The sequence below is a fragment of the Streptomyces sp. HUAS TT7 genome, from assembly GCF_051550175.1.
GTDB lineage: Bacteria > Actinomycetota > Actinomycetes > Streptomycetales > Streptomycetaceae > Streptomyces.
On record NZ_CP196177.1, the window covers coordinates 30,006 to 51,043 of the forward strand.

Consider the following 21,038-nt stretch of genomic DNA (forward strand, 5'->3'; position numbering starts at 1 on the left):
ATGGTGGGTCTTGCCCCAAGCGTCCAAATCTCATCCGCCTCAGTTGCCCCAGGAGAATACAACCCTAGGGGAGTTGTTGACTCCTCTAGGGGAGTGAGGCAGTGTTGTCGGTGGTCGAAAGGCCAGGCCACAACTCCTGTGGGGTTGGTGTGGGCTGCCTGTCTGCCCTGTTCGTGGGGTATGAGCAAGCGCGCACTTACACAGATGGGCACATGCGCATCTGCGCGTCCTTTGACGCGGGATGATGTGGCTATGACGGACCAGAACTCGAAGGGATTGACCCGGATGAGCACAGCAGGTGAGCGGGCGGCGGGATCCTCGTCGTGGCGGGGTGGGGTCAACGGGCGGGTGCCCATGGCTCGTGTTGCACAGGCTGCGTCCGAGGGGCCGGGTGAGGCGGATGCGCAGTCCGAGGAGCAGAAGGCGGCGCAGGCTCGTCAGCAGAGGAACGTGACCTATGCCGGCTACGCGGGCCTGGTGATCGTCGTGGCGATCGCCGCGGCGATGTCCTGGCATGGGCTGGTGGGCTTCGCTGAGCGGCAGCTGCACATGGCGGCGCCGTGGTCGTACGGCGTGCCGGTCTCGCTGGACGTCGCCGCGATGCTGTGCGGATTCCTGGCCCTGCGTTCGGTGATCTCGCACGATTCGGCGGCCGGGCCGCGGTTCCTGACGTTCCTTCTGGTGGCGAGTTCCGCGGCGGCGAACTACTACCAGGCCGAGCACATGCCCGGCACGGAGGACCACACGGCGGCCGCGCTGTACTTCGGCGGCATGTCGGTCCTGTCCTGGTTCCTGTGGGACGTGGTGCTGCGTCAGATTCGCCGCTCGATGCTGAAGACGATCGGCGCGGTGGAGCGGCCGCTGCCCAAGTTCCGCCTGGTGCGCTGGCTCCGCTACCCGCGGGAGACGTTCGCGGCCTGGTCCGTCAGTGTCCGCTACGGCCTGACCCGGCCGGACGAAGCGCTGGAGCGGGTCTGGGAGACCTACGAAGCCCAGGAGGCCGAGGAGGAGATCCGCGAGCTGGAGGAGCTGGAGCGGCTGCCCAACGGCATCACAAAGAAGAGCGCGGTAGAGATGGCCTTCAAGGCCCTGGGCAAGACCGACGTACCCGCTGCTATCGAGTGGTGCGCAGATCGTGGGGTGAGCGTAGATCGCTCATATGGGTATGAAGTAGCCCGAACCTTCACGCCGGAGCCGAAGCTGCTGGAGCTCAAGGCGGCAGGTGCGCGATGACCTTAGCCAAAGAGCGTGTGTGCACCGGATGTGCCGTGCCGATGGGCAAGCGCCAGGGACGATTCTGCTGGTCGTGCAGCCAGAAGGAGCGGACCTGCACCCAGTGCAGCGGCACCTTCCGTGGGGACCGACGTGAGTGCAGGGACTGCCGGCAGAAGGTGCAGCGCAGCTGCGCTGAGTGCGAGCGGGCCCTGCCGAAGGGCAGCATGCACCATCGGTGCTGGCAGTGCAGCCGGACCTCCCGGACCTGCGGCAAGTGTGGTGAGAGCTTCCGGGGAACCCAGAAGGTCTGCCCGCCGTGTCAGCGGACGGAGCGTCAGTGTCCGGGTTGCCAGCGGATGTTCCGTGGCATGACGGTCAGGTGCGGCACCTGCCAGCAGACGGCTCGCAGCTGCGTGAGCTGCGAGAAGGCTTTCACTGGACACACCGCGCGCTGCTCGGCCTGCCGGGCGACGGAGCGCGAATGCCCGGACTGCGGCACGGTGTTCCGGGGCAACCAGGTCCGGTGCACGGGCTGCCAGCGCAAGCCGAGGATCTGCATGGCGTGCGGTGACAGCTTCCGCGGCCACACGCTGCGTTGCTGGAAGTGCCGGTGGGCTGCGCTCCCGTTTGAGGTCCGGACCGCGATGAGCAGGGCGAGCAGGAATGCGCGGCGAGCCCGCCAGCATCAGAACGAGATCACGGGCCCGGTGCCGGCTGCCGTGTACGCCGCGATCAAAGCCGAGGCGCTGTGCGTCTACTGCGGCACCGAGGCAGACGAGGTCGACCACATCTGGCCCGTGTCCCTCGGGGGCCCCGAGCACGTTTCGAACCTGGTCGCGGCCTGCGGTACCTGCAACCGGTCCAAGGCCGACAGGCTCCTGACGGAGTGGGTTCTGGCCCGCGTCCACCAGGGTGTCCTCGCGGATCACAAGGTCGCGGCGGAGTACGCCCGTGTCATGAAGTTCAAGATCGGGCCCCGCGAACTGGAGGCTGTCTGACGGGCCCCCACACGCCCACGGCGGTCTGACCACCGTCCGACGGCGAACTGATCACTCACCCACAACGCAGTACGGGAGTGGCGGGTCTGACCGCCCGCCACGTCCCCCGCCGGTTGCGCGAATGCGCACATGCGCAGGGCACAGCCAGCACAAAAGGAGATGGGCGGGTCTGACCACCCGCCCACCTCAGGAGACGTCGCTCACCCACAACAGCGAGGTTCGTCATGCCCAGTCTCGCATTGTCCGAGACCCCTGCCCACATCACCCCACTTCCCGCCCACACTGACCCGACGGCCGTCCTGGCGGACGGCGGCGTCGCCGATAACCCGGCCTACGGCCTTGTCCAGTGGATGTTCACCACTCCGGTCGGGTTCGCCTTCACCGTCGCCGTCTTGATCGCTGGGGCCTGCCTGTTCGACGCCCGGGTCCGTAAGGCGATCGCCCCGTTGTGGAGGCTGGTTACCGGCGGGCTGGTGTTTGTCGAGCCGGGTGCCTGGGACTCGACCTGGTCGAGGCCGGCCCCGCACCGCCCGGAGAACCAGCCGATGTTCCGGGGCGAGCGCGTCCCGCGCACTCGGTGGGCGAAGTCGCCCGGCTACTTCCGGATGGCGGTCCGCTGGGGGCTCGCCCTGTACGGGTGGGCGCTGTACGCGGCGCCGTGGCTGACACTGACGGCCTCCATCACCGCGGTGCTGTTCGTCGCCGTGCACCGGGCCGTCCGCCTGGCCCAGGACCGGGTGTTCAACCGCACCATGGCGACGTTCGCGCAGGGCGCCGCGGTGCTGCTGGACGAGGAGGGCGACCCGCGGCGCTGGATCGCCACTCCGAAGGTGCGCCTGACCTGGCTGCCGATCGCCCTGGACCCGCGCATCACCCGGGCCGCCCGCAAGATCTCCGAGGGCCTGGAGCACAAGCTCGGCAGGCTGGCGATCCCCGTACTGCGGATCCCGCTGGAGAACGACGACGCCGAGATCCGGGTCTCGCTGGACGCGGGCCTGATCAACAAGAACCTGGTCAACGAGCTCGGCCGGCTCGGCCTCGCCCGGATCCCCGAGGGCCCCTGGAAGCCGCACCACGACGAGGCGGGCCTGGTCTTGAAGTTCAAGCACCCCAAGCGCCCGCCGGCCGAGGTGCTCTACGACGACGACGCGTTCCACCAGTTCCCGGTGACCGAGGTGCCGATCGGCAAGTCGGCGGAGGGCTGGGAGACGCTGCCGCTGGCCAAGCTGACGCCGCACATCGTGATGAGCGCGACGACCGGATGGTGCAAGACGACCACCGCGAACGTGTACGCGGCGCACATGCTGGGCAACGGCGCGCGAGGGTTCATCAACGACCCCAAGCGCATCGGGTTCACGGCCCCGTTCGGCAATCTGCCGAATGTCACGATCAAGACCACGGCCGACGGCTGGCAGGAAACGAACTTCATCTTCCTGGCAGAAATGGAGCGCCGCTACGAGCTGATCGAGAAGTACCCGGAAATCAAGGAGAACCCGGAACTCTACTTCGAGCCGTGGTTCATGCTCAACGATGAGCGCGGATCCTATGTCGCGGACTTGAAGGACGCCTGGAAGGCAGCAGAGGAAAAGGGACTCCCTATCACGCTGCGCCGCGAGAAGAAGATTCTCTGGCAGTCCCGTGCGGCTCTCATGTTCATGGCTGACTTCGCGCAGCAGGCGAACCTTCCGGTCTTCATTGACTCGGACGGCCGTGACCAGCGAATGGGCCGCATCGCATCGGGCCCGCAGACCCGTTCTGCATGGACGATGATGTTCCCCGGAACTGCGAAGAAGTCCATTCCGGTAAAGAAGGGTCGGGCTGTTCTCGGAATTGGTGTAGACAGCGTCAAGGAAATTCAGCTCGCCAACATCACGGACAAGCAGGCGCGCGACTACGCGATTGCAGGAATTGCCATTGCGGAACGCGAGAGCGAGGCCCGCGCGAAGCGCCTGAAGGAGCTGACCGAAGGCGGGTCCGCCTCTGTCCCCCAGGGGGACACACCCGCTTCACCTGACAAGATCGTCCCGAGTGTCCCGGGACAGTCCCGGGACACAGGGACACAGACCCCCGAAGCCATTCCGGCGCAGGACGACAGCTCCGGGATCTCCTTCAGCAAGCCGGATAACACCGCAGATGAAACGGCAAATGGCGGTGGAACGCTCCCGGGAAACCTCACTGAGATCGCCGGGAACAGCGGGCAGGTAAACGATCAGCAGGGGTCCGGGAGTGTCCCCCAGGGGGACACGGGCACCGACCAGTTGATCGTCGGAATGACGGACGGCGCGGCTTTCCTGAACATGACACAGGAAGCCTTCGTGAAGGCCCGCAAGCGCCGCGCAATTCCCGGAGAAATGCGCTCCGGTATTCAGCCCGCGTGGCGAAAGCTGGATCTCAACGAATGGCGCTCGCAGGCGCCGCGAGCGGGCGCCAACTAACCCCTCTCACACGCAAGGGAAGGCACCTCATGATTCACCTCCCCGTCTGGGCTCTCCTCGGAATCGTCGTCGTCCTGATGCTGATGTTCCGGGCCGTCAAGGCCTGGATGGCCATCATCATCCTCGCCCTCGGCCTCTATGCCGCACAAACCCAGTTCGGCCAGGAAGTCAAAAAGGGTGGGGACCAGGTCGTGACCAACGTGAACGAGCACCAGAAATAGCGCGGGAGAGTCCCGCCGGACACACCTCGGTGTGTCCGGCCGGACGCCCCCACCGGCACCCGGCGCGGATGCCGATGAGGGCGCCCGGCCACCCGGGCCAGGCCCCGATCGACGACTCGATGGAGGAACCGAAGATGGCGTCGAAGGCACAGATCAACCGGATCATCCGGACCACCGAGAACAAGCTCGCATCCGTCCAGCGCCGCGAGTTGGGCCACCTGACCGGAGCGGAGCGCCGCGCGATCCTGCGCCACACCACGGTCGGCGCGATACAGGTCGGGCGGGGCAAGGGCCACGGCCGCGCCGACTCCCGCGCCGAGCGGATCTGGGGCGAGGCCGAGACTCGGCTGAGGGCCGAGCTCCAGGCCGCCCGCAGCCTCCTCCAGCAGCAGACCACCCAGGCCGCCACCGCGAAGGTCACCAAGCGGGCCGAGAGCCGGTGGTGGTGACGGTGCTGTTCTTCCAGCTGCCGCGCCTGGCCCGGACCGCGTTCCTCGCCTTCATCGTGCTGCCGGTCCTGCTCATCACGATGCTCCGGGACTGCAACGCGGACGCGGCCGGCTATCCGCAGGGCCAGGTCACCGACCGGGACGACACGCAGGTCACCGTCCGCACCGGCTACGGAGAACAGCGCACCGCCCGCGTCAAGGCGGGCGACTCGACGCACTGCACGCCCGGCAGCAGCTTCCCGGCCTGCCTCTCCCACTGACCCACAACACCCCTCGGAGGGACCCGCGATGTACGCCACGACCCTGGACGACGCCACGCTCGACCTGGCCACCCGCTCGTACGACACGGTGCTGCTGAGCGAGAGCGACAGCCCGCTCGGCCACCTGCGCAAGCAGGCCGACATCCTTCAGGCCCACACCACGGTGTCCGCGCACTACCGCGCGGTGGAGCAGGCGTGGCAGGCCGCGTATGTCGCGGTCGACCACACGGTCAACGAGTTCCCGGCGACGCTCGGCTCGGTGCTCCGGGATGAGCACTGGACCGGCTACCCGCACCCGTCGCTGGCCGAAGGCGCCAATGGGTCGGCCGTCGCGCACCTGGGCGACGGGGTCTGGATCCACGACACCGTCACCACCAGCAGCTACGACGACGGCAGCAGCGTCCGCTGGCAGGTCTCCGAGCGGCACACGCTGACGCTGATCGCCCCGTGCTCGTGCGGCCTGGGCTACCGCACCGTGGCCGTCGCCTCCGAGGACGAACTGCTGGAGGCGGTGCACGAATTCACCCGCGAGCCCCGTTCGATCGTCAAGCACGGATGCCCGCACCCCTGCGGCTCCGTCCACTGACTCTCTGATCCATCTGACCATCCCGGAAGGAAGAAGGAACCCCTGTCATGAACCACACCGAGGACTCCACTGCCTGGACGGTCTCCCCTGACCGCGTCGAACTGGGCTCGCCCGCCGACCGTGTGCGGCGGCTGCGGGCCATGGCTGGCGTCGCGCACCGGGAGCTGGCCTACGACGCCGCCGAAGCGATCGCCCGGCAGCGGGAGCAGGCCGTCAACGACGCGGACCAGCTGGTCGACAGCGCGTACTGGGAGACCCTCAAGCCGCTGCTGACCTGGTCGGACTGGACCGGCTGCGCGGGCTTCGAGGACGAGGAGGGCCGCTACCACCGGCCATGCGCAATTGCGCATTTGGGCGAGGGTGTCTGGCTGCACTTCGAGACCCGCAGCCGGGGCACCGCGAACGACCTGTACGGCGCGCTGTCCCTGATTGCCCCGTGCGCCTGTGGCAACGGCTACCTGGACCTGGGCGTCGAGGACGAGGCCGACTTCCTGGCCACGTTCTACGAGTACGTCGGCTCTGCCGACACCGGCCCCGTGGCCTGCGCATCCGAGTGCCACAGCATCACCAGCGCCGTGCTTGCCCGGCTGAACGAGCACTGAATACGCCTCGGGGCGGTCGCAACCCGGCTCGCAACCGTCGACCGCCCCGAGACCCCGGACTTTTGAAGAGACCCGGAGGCACCATCATGGCCCCCCAGCTCCCCAACTTCGAGACCACCCCCGCTCCTTCGTCGCTCCGGCGGTACGCGCCGAAAGCGGCCCCGGCGATCGCCACCACCACCGTGCTGACCCTGGCCCGGCTGTGGAACGCCAACGGCGCCGAGCACAACGCGGGCGCCGCCAGCCTGATGGGCGTCCTGGCGCTGGGCACTGCCGCGGCCGGGGTCGTCGTCACCAACGGCCACCACGGCGACCCCACCGCCTCGGCCCTCACGTTCACGGCGGCCGGCACCCTCGCGGTCGCCGGGGTCGCCGCCTACAGCGCCGACCTGCCGCTGCCGCTCCTGCTGTGGGCCGTCGCCACCGTCCTCGCCTACATCCTCGCCTTCCGGTACTGGCGCGAGGACCGCCGCGACGGCGATGCGCACGGCCGCCACATGGAGACCCTGCGCGAATCGCACCGGCACGTGGAGACCGTCACCACCATCCAGGCCCGCGCCCTGGTCGACTCCCGCTACCTGGAGCTGCAGTCGGCCCAGGAGAGCACCCGCCAGGCCAGTGCCCTGGTCGAAGCGCTCACCCACCGCGCCCAACTCCCCGCACACGACCTGTCCGCTCTGGCTCCTACCGTCCCGCCCCAGCAGCTCACCGCCCGCACGTCCGCGAAGGGGGAAGTCCGGTGACCACACCGCCTCGCATCGACCAGATCCTCGGCAGCGAAGGCGCCGGCGCCTTCATCCAGCAGTGCGCCGACCACCTCGCCCACCAGGACCACCTCGACCCGAACACGGCGCTGCGCCTGGCCTGCGAGCGCGTCGCGGACGGCGACCCGCTGCTGATCGCCGCCCCCGGCCAGACCTGGACGCTGCGCGACGACGTCGACATCGACGACGCCCCCGCCCGCCAGCTCAGGATCCACGCCCGCTCCACCTGCCCGCCCCGCGTCCTGGTCTGTGACCTGGACGACCCGAGCGGCGAGATCGACGAACTCCTCCTGGAGGTCCTCGACTTGTACCGGCTCACCGCGTGGACCCTCGACCTGGCCGACCTGGGGGTGCGCTGACATGGCGAGGCAGAAGGCGATGACCCCGCCCCGGGGCGAGTGCCGCCAGTGCTGGCACCACGCCTACGCCTCCCGCGAGGCACACAGAGGTCTTGGCCCCCGTCAGGACTGCCCGCAGTGCGTGGACCACAGGGTCAACGGCTGCCCCAGCCACATGATCGTGCGGTGACGGCCATGCGGAACCTGATCACGCGCCCGGCCTTCCCCGGCCTGCTGGGGGTGAGCTGACATGGAGATCACCACCTACCGGCTGTCCGGCCACCGCGACACGGTCCGCTACGTCCGCGACACCGCACCGCAGGCCGTACGCCTGGTCCGCCAGGCCAAGTCCGGCCCGATGCCCCGCATCCGCTGGGTGCTGACCACCCTGGAGGGCCTCCAGGAAGTCGGGGCCGAGTCGATCGGCCGCGCGGTCGGCGTGCCCCGCTCCGTGTGGGAGAACGACGTGCTGCACGGCGAACGCGGCCCGTCCGCCAGGCCTTACGCGTGCACGGTGATTGCCCCGCACGGCGTCGACATCCTCATCGCGGTGCGCGAGGCGCTCGACGTCCTGGACGGCGTCCTGGTCCACGAGCCGGTGCACGCCCTCCAGATCGGCCGTGCCCGCCGCGACGAGGTCGCCTTCATGCTCCACGAGTACGGCGTCCAGCCCCTGTCGCCCTGGCGACTCCGCCGGACCCACCAGCGCAGGCGCCAGGACGAAGCCGAAGCCCAGCGCATCGAGCGCCGCCTGCTCTCCCGCCTCTGACCCCGACCCCAACCCACCTCCACTCGAAGGAGAACACGATGAGCGAGATCGTCACCTACCAGCCGCAGCCCGGCGACAACGCGGGAAACCTCCCGATCGGCATCGACCCGGCGACCGGTACCCCGATACGCCTCGACCTTGACCAGCACCCGCACCTGCTCATCCCGGCCGGTCCCCGCCGGGGCGCCACCGCAACCCTGCGGATGATCGCCGCGTACACCGCCGCGCACGGCGCGGAGGTCACGCTGCTGGTGCCCAAACTGGCGGGCTACGAGCCGCTGATGGACCAGGACGGCATCCGCATCCACCGCGGCGACACCGGGCCGTCGACGATCGAGGCCCTGCACGACTTCGCCGACTCCATGAAGATCGTCTACCGCGACCTGGAGGACGGGGCCGAACTCCCCTACCGGGCCCTGCTGTTGATCGAGCACCTGGAGACGCTGAACGCGATGTCCCGCCGGGACGAGCACCTGGGCAAGGCGCTGCTGCGCCTGCACGAGGTGCTGCGGATCGGCCGTGCGGTCCGCCATCACTTGATCGCCGCGACGTGCAGCTACTCCCTCGCCCAGCTCGCCCCGGCCCGCGAGTGCTGCGCGGTCCTCGCGCTCGGCCCGCGCACCCGCACCGAACGCGCGCTGCTGCGCCTGGACCGGCAGCCGCGCACCGGGCCCGGCGCTGGCCTGGTGAAGCTGCCCGGCCAGCCGGTGCGGGACATCCAGGTCACCTACCTGAGCCCCGAGCATGCCCGCAGCCTCGGCACCACCGTCTGACCCAGACCACCTCACACAAACCGACGGGCGCGCGCCCTTAACCGCGAAGCCAGGACGCGCGCCCACACCTCACACGGAGGCAGAACCGAGATGACCACATCCACCCGCGTCACGGCAACCCGCACCCCCGTCTCTGGACGGCTCCGCCGCAACCTGGCGGCCCTTGCGCAGGTCGTCGACCCCGTCCTGCTGGACGCGATCGTCGCCGACGTCACCGAGCTGGAGACCGACGCCGCCTACCTGCTGCTGGAGCGGGACAGCGCCTGGGCCCACGCCGACCAGCGGCTGCACGAGATGACCGTCGCCGACCGTGCCGCCTTCGACAAGGACGAAGAGGAGCGGCTCTTCCTTGCCCGGCTCTGGGACGGGTTCACGTACGACCTCCCTCAGATCGAGGCCGTCGTCTGCGACGACGCGCCGGCCGTCACCGCCCTCGCCACCGCGACGGGAGGCGAGCGGTCATGACCTGCTCCGAGTGCGACGGCCGCGCCTGCGTGCCCGTGCAGTCCTTCCCCGCCGGCGACTGCCGTTCCTCCCTGGCCGCCAGCCACGCGGCCCAGCTCGACCGCGACCTGACCGGCGCCGACTCCCACGTCCACTACGTGGTGCGCGGCGACAAGTTCACCGTGGTCCGCCCCGTCGCCCCCACCTCGGCTCAGCAGGAGGTGTCGGCATGACTACGTCCACCAGCCGTCGCCGCAAGGCATGGAACCAGGGCAAGACCGGGACGGGGCGAGCCGCAGCCGACTCGCCCGTGATCGAGCGGTGCACCGTGGAAGGCTGCGGGACCGAGGCCACCGGCCGGGCCCCGGCCAAGGGCATGGTGAAGGTCCGCGTACCGGGGTCGACGGAGCCCGCCTGCTGGTACTGCCCCGGCCGCTGCCGGGCCATCGGCCAGGCCCTCGCCGAACTCCGCTCCATCTCCCGCTCCCCGCAGGGGAAGGCGCGGTGATGAGCGCCTCCCCCGACACGGCGGTCCCCGTACGCGCACTGACGATCTACCAGCCCTGGGCAGACGCAATTGTGCATTTGCGCAAGGACGTAGAGAACCGGAGCTGGCTCACCCCGTACACGGGTCTCCTGCTCATCCACTCTGCTCAGCGCGCCGACCAGGCCGCCCTCAAGGAAGCCCCCCAGGACCTGCCCGGCATCCGCGGCGCAGTCATCGCCGTTGCCCGCCTGACCGGCTGCCACCAGTGCGACGGCACATGCAGCACCTGGGCCGAACCGGGCCTGTGGCACTGGACATTCACCGACGTCACCGCGCTGACCAGCCCGGTGGCCTGCCCCGGCGCCCGCAAGCTCTGGACGCCCTCCAACACCCTGCGCGCCCGCGTCGCCGACGTCCTGGCGCCCGAAGCTGCCGGCCTTCGCCAGCAGCTGCTTGCGTACCCCACACCCCGGACGGAGAACCCCTCATGACCGCGAGCATCACCGGGTCGGCGCCGCCCGCCGACCCCAAGTCCCCGCTGTCCGGCCCGCTCCCGGGGGCCTCCAGGCGCCTGGTCGGCATGACCGTCGAAGATCTGCGCCACCAGCTGGCCGACCTTCCCGACTGGGCTGAGGTCCGTATCGACGTCGGCTTCGCCCAGCCCGCGATCTGGGAGGCGGACTACCGCCAGGGCCTCCTGCTCCTCGTCGCGGACAACGACCCCGAACTGATCGCCCACCTCTACTGAGAAGAAAAGGGGACATGGACTGATGAAGCTCACCATCGACAACGACGTCCTGGCCGACGCGGCGCAATGGGCCTTCCGCGCCATCCCCGCCCGGCCTCCGCTTGCCGTGCTGGCCGGGATGCTGCTGGAGGCGAAGAAGGACTCGCTGGCCGTCTCCGGGTTCGACTACTACGTCTCCACCCGCGCCACCGATGACGCGCAGATCGACGAACCGGGCCGCGTGCTGGTCTCCGGGCGGCTGCTCGCTGACATTGTGCGCGCGCTGCCCAAGCAGCCGGCCACCCTTGCCACCGAGGGAACCGACCTGGTGGTCACCTGCGGCAAAGCACGCTTCACCCTGCCCACTCTCCCGGTGGAGGACTACCCGGGCTTGCCCAAACTGCCCGCCGTGAGCGGCACTGTGCCGGGAGGCGCCTTCGCCGACCTGGTCACCCGCGTCGCCGCGGCTTGCAGCAGCGACCCGGCCGTCCCGGTCCTGTCCGGTGTCGAGATCGAGATTGACGGCGACCGGCTGATCCTCGGAGCCACGGACCGCTACCGCTTCAACGTCGCCGAACTGGCCTGGACCCCGAAGACGAAGGCGGCGAAGACCAAGACGGGCAAGATCGTGGTCCCGGCGGAGACGCTGCGCGACGCGGCCCGTGTCATCGCCGACTGCGAGCAGGCCACCTTGTCGGTCACGGACAGCATGGTGGCCTTCGGCGCCGCCGACCGGCACGTCACCGGAGGTCTGATCGAGGGCCAACTGCCCGCGTACCAGAAGCTGTTCCCCACCGAGTTCGAGACCATCGCCACCACCTCCACCGCCGAACTGGCTGCGGTCGTCAAGCGGGTCTCGATGGTCCTCGACACCAAGCAGAGCTACCTGTTCCTGGACGTCGCCGACGGTGAGATCACCGTACGGGCGGGCACCCACGACACCGGCATGGGGCTGGACTGCCTAGACGCCACTCTCGACGCGGGTCAGCCGGTCACCGTCGCGTTCAACGCGGCCCTGCTGCAGGAGAGCCTCCACGGCATCCCCGACGACCGGGTCCAGCTCAACTTCACTACGCCGGTCAAGCCTGCGCTGCTCCACGCGCCGGAGCAGGCCGCCACCTACCGCGCCCTGCTCATGCCGATGCGCACCACCGAGACCACCCCGAAGGGGGAATGACACCGCCGCTCTGAGCCCGACCCCGGGTGCGGCCCCGAACAGGGCCGCACCCGGAGGTGTCCGCTTTTCCGCGGACTCTGTCCACAGGGCCGGCCGAAAAGGATCAGCCCCAGGTCCACCGAGCAGAAAGGCTCCACCGATGACGACCCGTACGACGACCGGCGCCGCCACCGATTTCGACGACACCGACACGCCCCCCGCCGGCCAGGCCCGGCAGGCGCCGGCGCAGGGCGGCACCCGCGCGGCGACCCGGCTGCGCCTGGAAGCTGCGGCCGCCCGCTTCCGTCGGGCCGCCAACCCGGAGCAGGCCAGGGAGGAGTGACCTCGGGTCAGGGATGAGCGTTGCGCTGGATACGGACTTACCACCCAGGTCCAGCGCAACACGCCGAGTTTTCGGGTCGTTGCACACGATGCCGGTGGGATGAGATAGCGTCTCCGAATCAATTGATTCGCCCGACGTAGGGGGTTGGACGATGGCGAAGGACAGGCCCGCTGAACGGCGGCTCACCTTCCAGGAGATCGCGGTGCGCGGAAACAGCTCGCACACCCGCGTCCGGAAGATCGTGGCGGCCGGGATTCTTGGCGACTCCGGCTACCAGCCGGGCAACCAGGACGGGGTTCCGGAGGACGAGGGCGACCTGATCGCCACCGTGCTGCGGGCCAGCGTCGCCTCCCCCACCACAGCCCAGATCCTCAAGTCCAACCCCGGGATGGTCCTCGAAGCTGCGCTCGCGCTGGCCGAACTGGCCCGACGACAGCTGGCCCAGGGAACCATTCGAGCGGCCGGGCAACTGAACGCCGCAGCATGATCAACACCTGAGCACGGCCCTGTAGACACGAAGACAACTGCACACAATCCCCTGATGGGGGCCTCAGATAAGAGGAAAGGCGCCCCGATAGCGGCTGCGAAACCGCTGGAGCGCCTTATCCACCCGGCTGGTAACCGGGCTTACTGCTGGTCCCCTGAAGGGAGACGAATCAATCTGGAGAGTACCCGACGATGGGCTCTGTTGGCAGATCGGCCGCTTTTCACGAGCGTGCCTCCCTCAACTTGATCACCGAGAAGCTGGACGAGCAGCAATGCCGCCCACGGCTTCGCGGCAATGATCACCTCGACTCCCGCTGCCCCGCCCACGACGACTCCCGACCCTCCCTGACCGTCGACTGGAAGCCCAACCCGGGCCGTGTCCTGGTGTGCTGCCAGACCGGCTGCGCCCCCGACGACGTCGCGGCCGCGCTCGGCCTGACCCTCGCCGATTTCTACGACGAACCGCTGCGCCGTGGCGACGGCCGCCGCTCCCAGGACCGGCCCCGCCGGCCGAAGCCCGCGAAGAAAGCTGCGCCGAAGAAACAGCCGAAGGAGTGCGAGCACACCTTCCGGATGACGGGCATCGAGTACCCGTACTGCGACGAACAGGGCACCCTGCTCTTCGAGGTCGTCCGCCAGGCGTGCACCACCTGCGGCAAGAAGAACTTCCCGATCCGCCGCCCCCACAAGTCCATCGCCGGGAAGTGGATCTGGAAGTGGCCCGAAGCGTCGGCCTCGCGCCCGCTGTACCGGCTGCCCGACGTGCTGACCGCCGTCCGCGACGGCCGCACCGTCTACATCTGCGAGGGCGAGAAGGACGTCGCCGCCCTCGCAGCCGCGGGCGTGACCGCCACCTGCAACCCGGGCGGCGCCGCCAGCGTCAACCGCCCCACCAAATGGCGCGACGAACACACCAAGGCTCTGGTCGGCGCCCGCGTCATCATCGTCGCCGACCGGGACGAGGCCGGATACAAGCACGCCATGGCGGTCGGCACCGCCCTCCAGGACGTCGTGGCGTCCCTGGACGTCGTCGAAGCCGCCGAAGGCAAGGACGCCCACGATCACCTGACGGCCGGGCACAGCCTCGAAGACTTCCAGCCGTGCACCTGGGGCAACGCCGCGCCCGCCCCCGCCGAACTCCCCGAGTCCGAAGCCGAGATCATCGACCTCGGCTCGCGCCGCAAAGGCGCAGGTGGTCCCGGCGGCCCCGGCGGTGGCGACGGCGGCCCGGGCGGCGGTGGCACCGGAGGCGGTGCCGGCGGCGACGGCGAACCCGCCCCGTTCCTGGTCGTCGACGACTTCGCCGTGGTCGACGGCGTACTCGCCAAGCGCAAGCGCAACCGCGGACCCAAGCCCAAGACGCCCCAACGCCCAACCTTCGTCCAGGTCATCGACGCCGACGTACGCGTCACTCGGCTCTACACCCTCGACAACGGCGGCTCAGAGAAGCCGAAGCCCGCCACCGGCACGGCCAAACAGGGCGACGACGGCACGAAGCCGAAGAAGACGGCCGCCCGCAACCGGACCCGCGGCTACGACCTGGAAGTCACCAAGAACGGCGACACCATCACGGTCGAGCGCGTCACCCGCGAAGAATGGGTGAAGCTCGACTGGGTCGACCGGCTGCCCTTCGACCTCTCCTACGCCGACACCCCCACGGGCCGCTCCGACGTCCGCAACGGCATCCTCGCCGTGTCCGACCCCGAGACGGTGTCCGCGTTCGCCCTGCTCGGATGGCGCGAGAACATCGACGGCCGCCGGATCTACATCCACGCCGGGGGCGCCATCGACGCCAACGGCCCCGTCCAGGGCGTGGATGCCCAGCTCCCGGACCAGCTCAGCGGCTACGCCCTCCCAGCCCCGCCGACCACCCCAGAGGCACTCAGAGAGGCCGTGATGGCCTCTGTGGCGCTCCTGGAGAAGCTGCCCGCCCGCGTCGCCGCGCCGCTGCTTGGCGCGGCCTACCGGGCCGTCCTGGGCGACGTGCACCGGCCGATGATGCTGCTCGGCACCAAGGGCACCGGCAAGTCCTCGCTCGCCTGCCTCCAGGCCAGCCACTTCGTCCCGGGCATCACCGTCGACGCGATGCCGATCCCGGCGGGCGAGGACTCCATCACCATCCCGACCCTCTCCAAGCTGTTCCACTGGGGCGGCGACGTGCTGCTGCCGCTGGACGACCTGGCCCCGGATAAGGGCCTGGAGCGCTCGCAGCAGCGCGCCAACCAGATCATCCGCGCCATCTTCAACGCCACGGGCCGCCAGCTCTCGCAGAAGGACGGCAAACTCCAGCCCGTCCTGAAGCCGCGGGGCATCGTCGTGCTGACCGCAGAGTTCCCGGCCAGCGCGGGCAGCGCCGAGGACCGGGTGCACTACGTCCCCCTGGTGCAGGGCGAGTTCCGCATCCGTACCCTGATCGAACTGTCCACCCCGGAGCTGGCCAACGGCAGGGCAGCTCTGACGGCCGCGATGGCCAAGCACTACGCCCCGCAGATGCCGATGACCGATCACCTCAAGACGCAGATCGCCAAGCACGTCGGGGAGTTCGCCACCGAGGGCGCCGCCAACGAGGGCCAGGACCTCCGGTTCTCCGAAGCCGTCGCCGAGTTCGCCACCGGCTGGCGGGCGATGCTCGACATGGCCACCGCCAACAGCGCGCTCACCGAGGCTGAGGCCGAGGACCTGTGGTCCCGCGCCATGCAGGGGCTGACCGAAGCCAAGGCCCGGCAGGCCACCGTCAGCAACCGCCGCGGCGTTCCCGAGCGCTTCGCCGACCTGCTCACCTCCGTCTTCATGAGCCGCGGCCACCTCGTCTCCAGCAACACCTCTGGCGCCCCGGGCCAGCCCACCGCGCTCGGCTGGCAGATCCTCAAGGCCGACACCGACTACGCGGAACTGCGCCCGCGCGGTGTCGCAATCGGATGGACCGACGGCACCACGGCCTGGCTCGACCCCGGCATGACGTACGCGGTCATCGAGGCACAGGCGGGCGCCGAGAAAGACCCGATCAACCTCGGCAAGCGCAGCATCGGCGACGCACTCGCCAACGCGGGCGTGCTGCGGGTGGAGACCGGGACAGACGGCCGCCGCACCGAAGTACGCCAGAGCATCCAGGGCAAGCGCCGCCGGGTGTGGGAGATCCAGCTCTCCTGGCTGTTCTCCGAGGGCACCCCGCCCGCCGGCCCCGAAGACGGCGACGACGGAGGCGACGGGGACGCCTCGGACGACAACCACACCCCCGAGCAGACCACGCTCGACGACGCACCCGCCCCGGCCCCGGAGCAGCACCAGGAAGAGCTCCCGGCCACGGCCGAGGTGCCCGCACCCCGCACCCCTGTGTCGATCCCGGCCGCCGTCACGGCGACCCCCCAGCAGAGCAACACCGAACCCAGCACACTCCAGACGGCAAAGGAGGAGGCCATGGCCCCCACACATGCGCACATGCACACGCCCGACACCGCACGGTTCGTTGCCCCGGCGGTCGTCGTCGACACCCACGGCGGGCACCTGGCCGACGGGGGGCTGAGCGTCGTCCCGCTCCCCGAGTGCCTGGAGTCCTTGGCGGACCTTGCCGAGTGGGGCGCGGCCCTGCGCCTCGGTGTCGGCCGCGAGTTCGGCCTGCCGGACGACGCGCAGGTGTGGATCTGGCCGGACGTCGCAGAGAAGATCGGCCTGCCGAAGAAGCCCCCGGCCGATGGCAAGGCAGCCCAGCAGCACAAGGCGGTGCTCGCGTTGCGCGACGCGGGCTGGAACGTGGGCGAGCTGCGGGCCTGGATGTCGGCGTACCGGCCCGGCGGCCGCACCGTCCGCCTGGTCGTCGTCGGCTGGGAGACCGAAGCCACCTGCGAACTCCTCAAGGAGAGCGAGTACCCGCTGGACGCGTCCACCCTCGCCTACCGGATCGGCATGTACGCCCACCACACGGGGATGTCCTACCGCCTCACCCCCGGCGTCACCGGCATCGACCTCGCCCAGGCCTTCCCGCACCCGCGCGCCCCGAAGCTGATCGGCACCCCCACCCCGCCCCCGCCCGCCCGCGTCCGCACCACCGAAGACGACTACTCCTGGATGCGCGCGCCCTCGGCAGCCGAAGCCGCCATGAAGTACGTCCACTCCTACGACGCCCGCATGATGTACCTCGGAGCCTTCGGCCAGGTCATCGTCGGCACCGGCGACCCGACGCATTACCCCGAGGGCTGCGCCTTCAACAAGAAGATCCAGGGGTACTGGCTGCTCGACTCCGGCGCGTGGGAGGACATCCTCCTGCCCGACCTGTTCCACCCCCTCGGCCACCGCCCGCGCCGCACCGGCCCGCGCTGGTACGCCACGCCCACCCTCACGGTCGCCGAAGAGATGGGCTACGCCATCAACCCGACCGAGGCGTACCTGTACGAGGAGTCGACCCGCTTCTACGAGCCCTGGGCCAAGACCCTGCGCGACGCCATCACCCTGCTGCGCGAGCGCGACGGCGACCCCGACGCAGAAGCCGTGAAGGACGCGCTGAAGGCCACCTACCGGGAGACCGGCGGCATGCTCGCGGTGAAGACCTCCGGCAAGCTCTACCGCCCCGACCACCGCCACCAGGTGATCTCCCTGGCCCGCGCCAACATCACCCGGAAGATGTACAAGACCGCCCAGGCCGAGAAGCGCTGGCCGCTCGCCATCCACACCGACAACGTGCTGTACGCCAGCAACGATCCCGACCCGGTCACTGCGGCCCCCGAAGCCTTCCGCATCGGCACCGGCCTCGGCCAGTTCGGAATCAAGGGCACCGCGCTCATGGCCGACGTCGCCGACATGCTCATCCCGAGCAAGCGCCCCGACGACGTCCTCGACTTCATCGGCACCGGACTGAAGAACCAGGAGGCGTAGCCCATGGCCAAGAAGATCAAGGACAAGGACTCCGCCCTCTTCGGCGCGATCACGCGCGGCAAGAAGCACCCCAAGAGCGACGACGTCGGCGGCATGCTCTCCACCCTCAAAGGCGCCGGCCTCTCCCTGAAGGCCATCGCAAAGCGCATGGGCAAGGGCGAAAGCACCGTCCGCAACTGGTTCTCCGGCAAGAGCAAGCCCAAGCCCGAGAACCTCAAAAAGATCCAGGAGACCGTCACCAAGGCCCCCGAGGTCCGCCAGCAGTCGCTGTCCCCGCTTCGCGAGCAGCGCATGCGCAACCAGGGCAGCTACTTCCGCATGTCCGCGAAGATCGGATCGAAGTCCCCCGGCAGCGGCTTCAACGGACGCGAGCGCACCATCGGAGGCGACGCGGACAAGCCGATCTACCTCGAACCCGACCAGATAAGCGCGATCCTCGACGCCTACAACAACGGCGACGACGCCGCAGCCATGCAAGCCCTCGAAGACGCCCTCGGAGATCAGTACTACGGCGGCATCCGCTTCGAAGACGTGACCTCCATGGAGTTCATCCGCGATTACGGCGGAGAACGCCCCGAGATGTAGCTTGACCCGGCCCCTCACAGCCGGACCGCACGTGCAGCCCGCCGCTTCCCCAGTTGCCGCGAGAACCACCACGTCAGCTTGAACACGAGCCCTGCCCCGACCAGGCATCCCCCGCCCATCGCGGCGTTCTGGCAGGCCAGGAAGAAGATGCCAGCGCCAATCCCCACCAGAGACAGGACTGCCGAGCACACCAGCGATGCCAGGCGCACCCAGTCGCCCAGCAGAGACCGGATCTCCCCGGCCAAGTCAGCCTCGATGATCGGCGGGGTGTGCGCCGCCCAGGCGGCAACGCGAGCAGCCTTCCGCTGGCGCACATGTTTTTGCACGGTCCGCGAGGCCTGGGCAAGCGCACCAGCACCACCGAGGCCCGCAGCGGCCAGCGACCCGTTCAGCAAGACCAGCCAGTACGCGCCGAACACGCCGCCGGCCACCGTCAGCACGTAGCCGGAGGTGTACATGCTCATCAACAGCATGTCGGCTACGTACGCGCGGGTCTGCTTGCGGACCATCTCAAGGTCCATCGTCGTCCTCCAAGATCAACCGCAGCCAAGAGGCCCTTGCCGCGTTCGACATGGAAGTGTCGGGAGCAGCCCTTATTGATGGCTGCGTCCGCTGTGAATTTCGACGGCCGCACGACGGATCTGCGCTGCCTGCGCCTTAGACCGTGCCGGTCCCGCGCACATCTGTGTATCCCGGCAGTGCCGTGACCTCATCGAGCAGGCTCCGCCACCCCGCACGAAGGCGTTGCCCGCCGCTCTCTGTCCTCATCAGCGTCTCGATCTCCTCGACTTGAAGCCCTACACGCTGGGCCCGGAAAAGATCCCAGCCAGCTTCGGCTGAAGCGGCTTGAATCTGCGCTTCCTGCGTTTTTTGGGCCCTTTCGAGAGACATACGGATGCGGTTGAGGTCGGCAGCATTTGGCGCCGACCCCCAGGCGGAGACTTCTGCCGGTGTCTTCCCATCGCTGTACAGCTGCGCCTGGGCTGTCTGGTCCACCACCTCTTGCCAGTCAGAGGAAGCGATCTGATCCCGCGCCACATACCAGCTGGCAGGGTCCCCCCAGCAATCCATCCGTTCCTGGTTGGGGCAGAGCTTTCCCCACACTGGCCAGTAGAAGATCCCTGCTCTAGGGCGCACCGCTATTCGGATCTCCCCGCGAGAAGGGTCCGCGATGCCGCTGTCTGTGGCTTCCAAGCTGTCAGTGAGCCAGATCAGAGGAAACTCCCCGTCCATATGGTCTGCGGCGTAGGACAGAGGCTCGATTTTGCGCGCGGAAGAGATCAACTCCCATGATGCCCGGCTCGTGTAGTGGAACAGCACACTCAAGTTCGTCACAGGCCGACAGTCTGCAGTAAAACCAGGCCAGTTGAGCGCTATCTATCTTGCCAGCCATGCGCATGCACGCATATGCACATGCCTTGTAGCGCGCCTCATTTGATCATCATCGCTTACGCATATGCGCATTTGCTCATATTGATTGTGCAGACACAGATGCGCATATGCACATGGTACCACCTGTTGATCTGTGATTCGCGAAGCGGATCACGCAGGGGTGCGGCGCGCGGAAGCGCGCCGGGGGTGGGGTTGTCCGCGCGACGCGCGGGCCCGGCTCCGCCAGAAAGTCCAGGAACGCCCGCACGCGCAGCGGCAGATAGCCGCCCTGGCCGACGTAGACGGCGTGGACTTCCTCCAGGTCGCCCGGGTTGTATGCCTCGAGCACGGGAATCAGGCGACCGGCGGTTATGTCCTCGCGCACCTGGAACGCGGCCAGCCGCGCCCAGGCCCAGGCCGGCCACGGCCAGACGCCGCAGCGCCTCGCCATCGCTGGCCTGGGCGTTGCCCGACAACGGCACCACGAGTTCCTCGCCGGCGTCCCGCAGCGGCCAGCCGGAGCGCGTTCGCACATAGTTGGCGCCGAGGCGGTTGTGCCCCAGCAGCGCCTGCGGCGTGGCCGGCATGCCATGCCGGGCCAGGTAGGCCGGCGCACCAACGATCAGCATGCGCGTGCTCCCCAGCTTGCGCGCCACCAGGCTCGAGCTTTTCAGCGGCCCCGCGCGCACGGCCACGTCGGTGCGCTGCTCGAGGATGTCGACGACCTCATCGGTCAGCACGATATCCAGCGTCACCTCGGGATGCTGCGCGAGGAACTCGGGCACCAGCGGCGGCAGGAAGTGATGTCCGAAAGGCACGTTGGCGTTGACTCGCAAGCGCCCGCGCGGCGCCGCGTTTTCGCTCGCACACCGCTCGGCTTCCTCCAGGTCGGCCAGGATACGCACCCCGCGCTCGTAGAACGCGCATCCCTCGGGCGTCAGTTGCAATTGACGGGTGGAGCGGTTCAGCAAGCGGGTTCCCAGGCGCTGTTCGAGCCGGGTGATCAGCTTGCTGACTGCCGAGGGCGTCATGCCGCAACGTCGAGCGGCGGCGGAAAAGCCCCCCGACTCGACGACCCGGGCAAACACCTCCAGTTCGCCGGAACGGTTGACTTCAAGCCGGGCCATGGCGCCCTGCCTGATGATTTCGCTTCATAAATG

At 69.0% G+C, this 21,038-nt stretch carries 26 protein-coding genes and 1 pseudogene; 23 read left to right on the plus strand and 4 right to left on the minus strand.

Annotated features, from left to right (window positions below; genetic code table 11):
* Positions 1-354: 354 nt before the first annotated feature.
* A complete protein-coding gene (locus tag ACSHXC_RS42695; RefSeq protein WP_438297718.1) occupies positions 355-1,233 on the plus strand; it encodes a DUF2637 domain-containing protein in 879 nt (292 codons plus the stop codon).
* 316 nt (positions 1,234-1,549) lie between these two features.
* Here the strand turns inward: ACSHXC_RS42695 and ACSHXC_RS42700 are convergent, their stop codons facing one another.
* Positions 1,550-1,804, minus strand: coding sequence for a hypothetical protein (locus ACSHXC_RS42700; protein ID WP_438297720.1), 255 nt, complete (start codon positions 1,802-1,804; stop codon positions 1,550-1,552).
* Positions 1,805-1,859: 55 nt separating this feature from the next.
* Here ACSHXC_RS42700 and ACSHXC_RS42705 point away from each other — a divergent pair, with 55 nt between their 5' ends.
* From ACSHXC_RS42705 to ACSHXC_RS42810, 22 genes are all read left to right on the plus strand, one after another.
* Positions 1,860-2,213, plus strand: coding sequence for an HNH endonuclease (locus ACSHXC_RS42705; protein WP_438297722.1), 354 nt, complete (start codon positions 1,860-1,862; stop codon positions 2,211-2,213).
* Between the two features lie 224 nt (positions 2,214-2,437).
* Entirely contained in the window at positions 2,438-4,648 is a 2,211-nt protein-coding gene (locus ACSHXC_RS42710; protein ID WP_438297724.1) for a hypothetical protein, read from the plus strand.
* A gap of 29 nt (positions 4,649-4,677) precedes the next feature.
* A complete protein-coding gene (locus tag ACSHXC_RS42715; protein ID WP_438297726.1) occupies positions 4,678-4,869 on the plus strand; it encodes a hypothetical protein in 192 nt (63 codons plus the stop codon).
* Positions 4,870-4,937: 68 nt separating this feature from the next.
* Complete coding sequence (locus ACSHXC_RS42720) at positions 4,938-5,318, plus strand: hypothetical protein (RefSeq protein ID WP_438297727.1); 381 nt, start codon at positions 4,938-4,940, stop codon at positions 5,316-5,318.
* Positions 5,319-5,320: 2 nt separating this feature from the next.
* A complete protein-coding gene (locus ACSHXC_RS42725) occupies positions 5,321-5,578 on the plus strand; it encodes a hypothetical protein (RefSeq protein WP_438297729.1) in 258 nt (85 codons plus the stop codon).
* A gap of 28 nt (positions 5,579-5,606) precedes the next feature.
* Positions 5,607-6,164 (plus strand): hypothetical protein, encoded by a 558-nt coding sequence (locus ACSHXC_RS42730; protein ID WP_438297731.1) that lies wholly within the window; start codon positions 5,607-5,609, stop codon positions 6,162-6,164.
* A 47-nt stretch (positions 6,165-6,211) separates the two neighbouring features.
* Positions 6,212-6,766 (plus strand): hypothetical protein, encoded by a 555-nt coding sequence (locus tag ACSHXC_RS42735; protein ID WP_438297733.1) that lies wholly within the window; start codon positions 6,212-6,214, stop codon positions 6,764-6,766.
* Positions 6,767-6,852: 86 nt separating this feature from the next.
* Positions 6,853-7,509 (plus strand): hypothetical protein, encoded by a 657-nt coding sequence (locus tag ACSHXC_RS42740; RefSeq protein ID WP_438297734.1) that lies wholly within the window; start codon positions 6,853-6,855, stop codon positions 7,507-7,509.
* Positions 7,506-7,889, plus strand: a complete 384-nt coding sequence (locus tag ACSHXC_RS42745; RefSeq protein WP_438297736.1) for a hypothetical protein — start codon at positions 7,506-7,508, stop codon at positions 7,887-7,889. Before ACSHXC_RS42740 ends, ACSHXC_RS42745 begins: the two co-directional genes overlap by 4 nt.
* A gap of 1 nt (position 7,890) precedes the next feature.
* Complete coding sequence (locus ACSHXC_RS42750; protein ID WP_438297737.1) at positions 7,891-8,058, plus strand: pRL2-8; 168 nt, start codon at positions 7,891-7,893, stop codon at positions 8,056-8,058.
* A 60-nt stretch (positions 8,059-8,118) separates the two neighbouring features.
* Positions 8,119-8,637 carry a hypothetical protein gene (locus ACSHXC_RS42755; protein WP_438297739.1) on the plus strand — a complete coding sequence of 173 codons (519 nt, stop codon included), beginning with the start codon at positions 8,119-8,121 and terminating at the stop codon, positions 8,635-8,637.
* Positions 8,638-8,675: 38 nt separating this feature from the next.
* Positions 8,676-9,410, plus strand: coding sequence for a hypothetical protein (locus ACSHXC_RS42760; protein WP_438297741.1), 735 nt, complete (start codon positions 8,676-8,678; stop codon positions 9,408-9,410).
* 90 nt (positions 9,411-9,500) lie between these two features.
* Positions 9,501-9,875, plus strand: coding sequence for a hypothetical protein (locus ACSHXC_RS42765; RefSeq protein ID WP_438297743.1), 375 nt, complete (start codon positions 9,501-9,503; stop codon positions 9,873-9,875).
* Positions 9,872-10,087, plus strand: coding sequence for a hypothetical protein (locus ACSHXC_RS42770; RefSeq protein WP_438297744.1), 216 nt, complete (start codon positions 9,872-9,874; stop codon positions 10,085-10,087). Before ACSHXC_RS42765 ends, ACSHXC_RS42770 begins: the two co-directional genes overlap by 4 nt.
* A complete protein-coding gene (locus tag ACSHXC_RS42775) occupies positions 10,084-10,362 on the plus strand; it encodes a hypothetical protein (RefSeq protein WP_438297745.1) in 279 nt (92 codons plus the stop codon). Before ACSHXC_RS42770 ends, ACSHXC_RS42775 begins: the two co-directional genes overlap by 4 nt.
* On the plus strand, positions 10,362-10,832 hold the full coding sequence (locus ACSHXC_RS42780; protein WP_438297747.1) for a hypothetical protein: 471 nt from the start codon (positions 10,362-10,364) through the stop codon (positions 10,830-10,832). The genes ACSHXC_RS42775 and ACSHXC_RS42780 overlap by 1 nt, the downstream gene beginning before the upstream one ends.
* A complete protein-coding gene (locus ACSHXC_RS42785) occupies positions 10,829-11,089 on the plus strand; it encodes a hypothetical protein (protein WP_438297749.1) in 261 nt (86 codons plus the stop codon). The genes ACSHXC_RS42780 and ACSHXC_RS42785 overlap by 4 nt, the downstream gene beginning before the upstream one ends.
* 22 nt (positions 11,090-11,111) lie before the next feature.
* Positions 11,112-12,245 carry a DNA polymerase III subunit beta gene (gene dnaN / locus ACSHXC_RS42790; protein WP_438297750.1) on the plus strand — a complete coding sequence of 378 codons (1,134 nt, stop codon included), beginning with the start codon at positions 11,112-11,114 and terminating at the stop codon, positions 12,243-12,245.
* A gap of 139 nt (positions 12,246-12,384) precedes the next feature.
* Positions 12,385-12,567 carry a hypothetical protein gene (locus ACSHXC_RS42795; protein WP_438297752.1) on the plus strand — a complete coding sequence of 61 codons (183 nt, stop codon included), beginning with the start codon at positions 12,385-12,387 and terminating at the stop codon, positions 12,565-12,567.
* A 151-nt stretch (positions 12,568-12,718) separates the two neighbouring features.
* On the plus strand, positions 12,719-13,054 hold the full coding sequence (locus ACSHXC_RS42800) for a hypothetical protein (protein ID WP_438297753.1): 336 nt from the start codon (positions 12,719-12,721) through the stop codon (positions 13,052-13,054).
* 242 nt (positions 13,055-13,296) lie between these two features.
* Entirely contained in the window at positions 13,297-17,922 is a 4,626-nt protein-coding gene (locus ACSHXC_RS42805; protein WP_438297755.1) for a toprim domain-containing protein, read from the plus strand.
* Between the two features lie 3 nt (positions 17,923-17,925).
* The gene (locus ACSHXC_RS42810; protein WP_438297756.1) at positions 17,926-18,507 is read left to right on the plus strand and encodes a helix-turn-helix domain-containing protein; all 582 of its coding nucleotides are present in this window, start codon (positions 17,926-17,928) and stop codon (positions 18,505-18,507) included.
* Positions 18,508-18,521: 14 nt separating this feature from the next.
* On the opposite strand, the gene ACSHXC_RS42815 is transcribed toward ACSHXC_RS42810, so the two are convergent.
* From ACSHXC_RS42815 to ACSHXC_RS42825, 3 genes and pseudogenes are all read right to left on the minus strand, one after another.
* The gene (locus ACSHXC_RS42815) at positions 18,522-19,028 is read right to left on the minus strand and encodes a hypothetical protein (protein WP_438297757.1); all 507 of its coding nucleotides are present in this window, start codon (positions 19,026-19,028) and stop codon (positions 18,522-18,524) included.
* A 136-nt stretch (positions 19,029-19,164) separates the two neighbouring features.
* Positions 19,165-19,842 carry a hypothetical protein gene (locus tag ACSHXC_RS42820; RefSeq protein WP_438297759.1) on the minus strand — a complete coding sequence of 226 codons (678 nt, stop codon included), beginning with the start codon at positions 19,840-19,842 and terminating at the stop codon, positions 19,165-19,167.
* Positions 19,843-20,116: 274 nt separating this feature from the next.
* Positions 20,117-21,005: pseudogene (locus tag ACSHXC_RS42825) on the minus strand (LysR substrate-binding domain-containing protein); the annotation flags it as partial.
* Positions 21,006-21,038: the final 33 nt, after the last annotated feature.

What these genes read in the sequence shown, in the direction of transcription:
- ACSHXC_RS42710 (WP_438297724.1), top strand. Translation starts at nt 2,438, where the DNA reads ATGCCCAGTCTCGCATTGTCCGAGACCCCTGCCCACATCACCCCACTT.
- ACSHXC_RS42765 (WP_438297743.1), top strand. Translation starts at nt 9,501, where the DNA reads ATGACCACATCCACCCGCGTCACGGCAACCCGCACCCCCGTCTCTGGA.
- ACSHXC_RS42800 (WP_438297753.1), top strand. Translation starts at nt 12,719, where the DNA reads ATGGCGAAGGACAGGCCCGCTGAACGGCGGCTCACCTTCCAGGAGATC.
- ACSHXC_RS42695 (WP_438297718.1), top strand. Translation starts at nt 355, where the DNA reads ATGGCTCGTGTTGCACAGGCTGCGTCCGAGGGGCCGGGTGAGGCGGAT.
- ACSHXC_RS42810 (WP_438297756.1), top strand. Translation starts at nt 17,926, where the DNA reads ATGGCCAAGAAGATCAAGGACAAGGACTCCGCCCTCTTCGGCGCGATC.
- ACSHXC_RS42795 (WP_438297752.1), top strand. Translation starts at nt 12,385, where the DNA reads ATGACGACCCGTACGACGACCGGCGCCGCCACCGATTTCGACGACACC.
- ACSHXC_RS42720 (WP_438297727.1), top strand. Translation starts at nt 4,938, where the DNA reads ATGCCGATGAGGGCGCCCGGCCACCCGGGCCAGGCCCCGATCGACGAC.
- ACSHXC_RS42730 (WP_438297731.1), top strand. Translation starts at nt 5,607, where the DNA reads ATGTACGCCACGACCCTGGACGACGCCACGCTCGACCTGGCCACCCGC.
- ACSHXC_RS42815 (WP_438297757.1), bottom strand. Translation starts at nt 19,028, where the DNA reads ATGGACCTTGAGATGGTCCGCAAGCAGACCCGCGCGTACGTAGCCGAC.
- ACSHXC_RS42750 (WP_438297737.1), top strand. Translation starts at nt 7,891, where the DNA reads ATGGCGAGGCAGAAGGCGATGACCCCGCCCCGGGGCGAGTGCCGCCAG.
- ACSHXC_RS42770 (WP_438297744.1), top strand. Translation starts at nt 9,872, where the DNA reads ATGACCTGCTCCGAGTGCGACGGCCGCGCCTGCGTGCCCGTGCAGTCC.
- ACSHXC_RS42785 (WP_438297749.1), top strand. Translation starts at nt 10,829, where the DNA reads ATGACCGCGAGCATCACCGGGTCGGCGCCGCCCGCCGACCCCAAGTCC.
- ACSHXC_RS42760 (WP_438297741.1), top strand. Translation starts at nt 8,676, where the DNA reads ATGAGCGAGATCGTCACCTACCAGCCGCAGCCCGGCGACAACGCGGGA.
- ACSHXC_RS42740 (WP_438297734.1), top strand. Translation starts at nt 6,853, where the DNA reads ATGGCCCCCCAGCTCCCCAACTTCGAGACCACCCCCGCTCCTTCGTCG.
- ACSHXC_RS42735 (WP_438297733.1), top strand. Translation starts at nt 6,212, where the DNA reads ATGAACCACACCGAGGACTCCACTGCCTGGACGGTCTCCCCTGACCGC.
- ACSHXC_RS42775 (WP_438297745.1), top strand. Translation starts at nt 10,084, where the DNA reads ATGACTACGTCCACCAGCCGTCGCCGCAAGGCATGGAACCAGGGCAAG.
- ACSHXC_RS42780 (WP_438297747.1), top strand. Translation starts at nt 10,362, where the DNA reads ATGAGCGCCTCCCCCGACACGGCGGTCCCCGTACGCGCACTGACGATC.
- ACSHXC_RS42705 (WP_438297722.1), top strand. Translation starts at nt 1,860, where the DNA reads ATGAGCAGGGCGAGCAGGAATGCGCGGCGAGCCCGCCAGCATCAGAAC.
- dnaN (WP_438297750.1), top strand. Translation starts at nt 11,112, where the DNA reads ATGAAGCTCACCATCGACAACGACGTCCTGGCCGACGCGGCGCAATGG.
- ACSHXC_RS42715 (WP_438297726.1), top strand. Translation starts at nt 4,678, where the DNA reads ATGATTCACCTCCCCGTCTGGGCTCTCCTCGGAATCGTCGTCGTCCTG.
- ACSHXC_RS42755 (WP_438297739.1), top strand. Translation starts at nt 8,119, where the DNA reads ATGGAGATCACCACCTACCGGCTGTCCGGCCACCGCGACACGGTCCGC.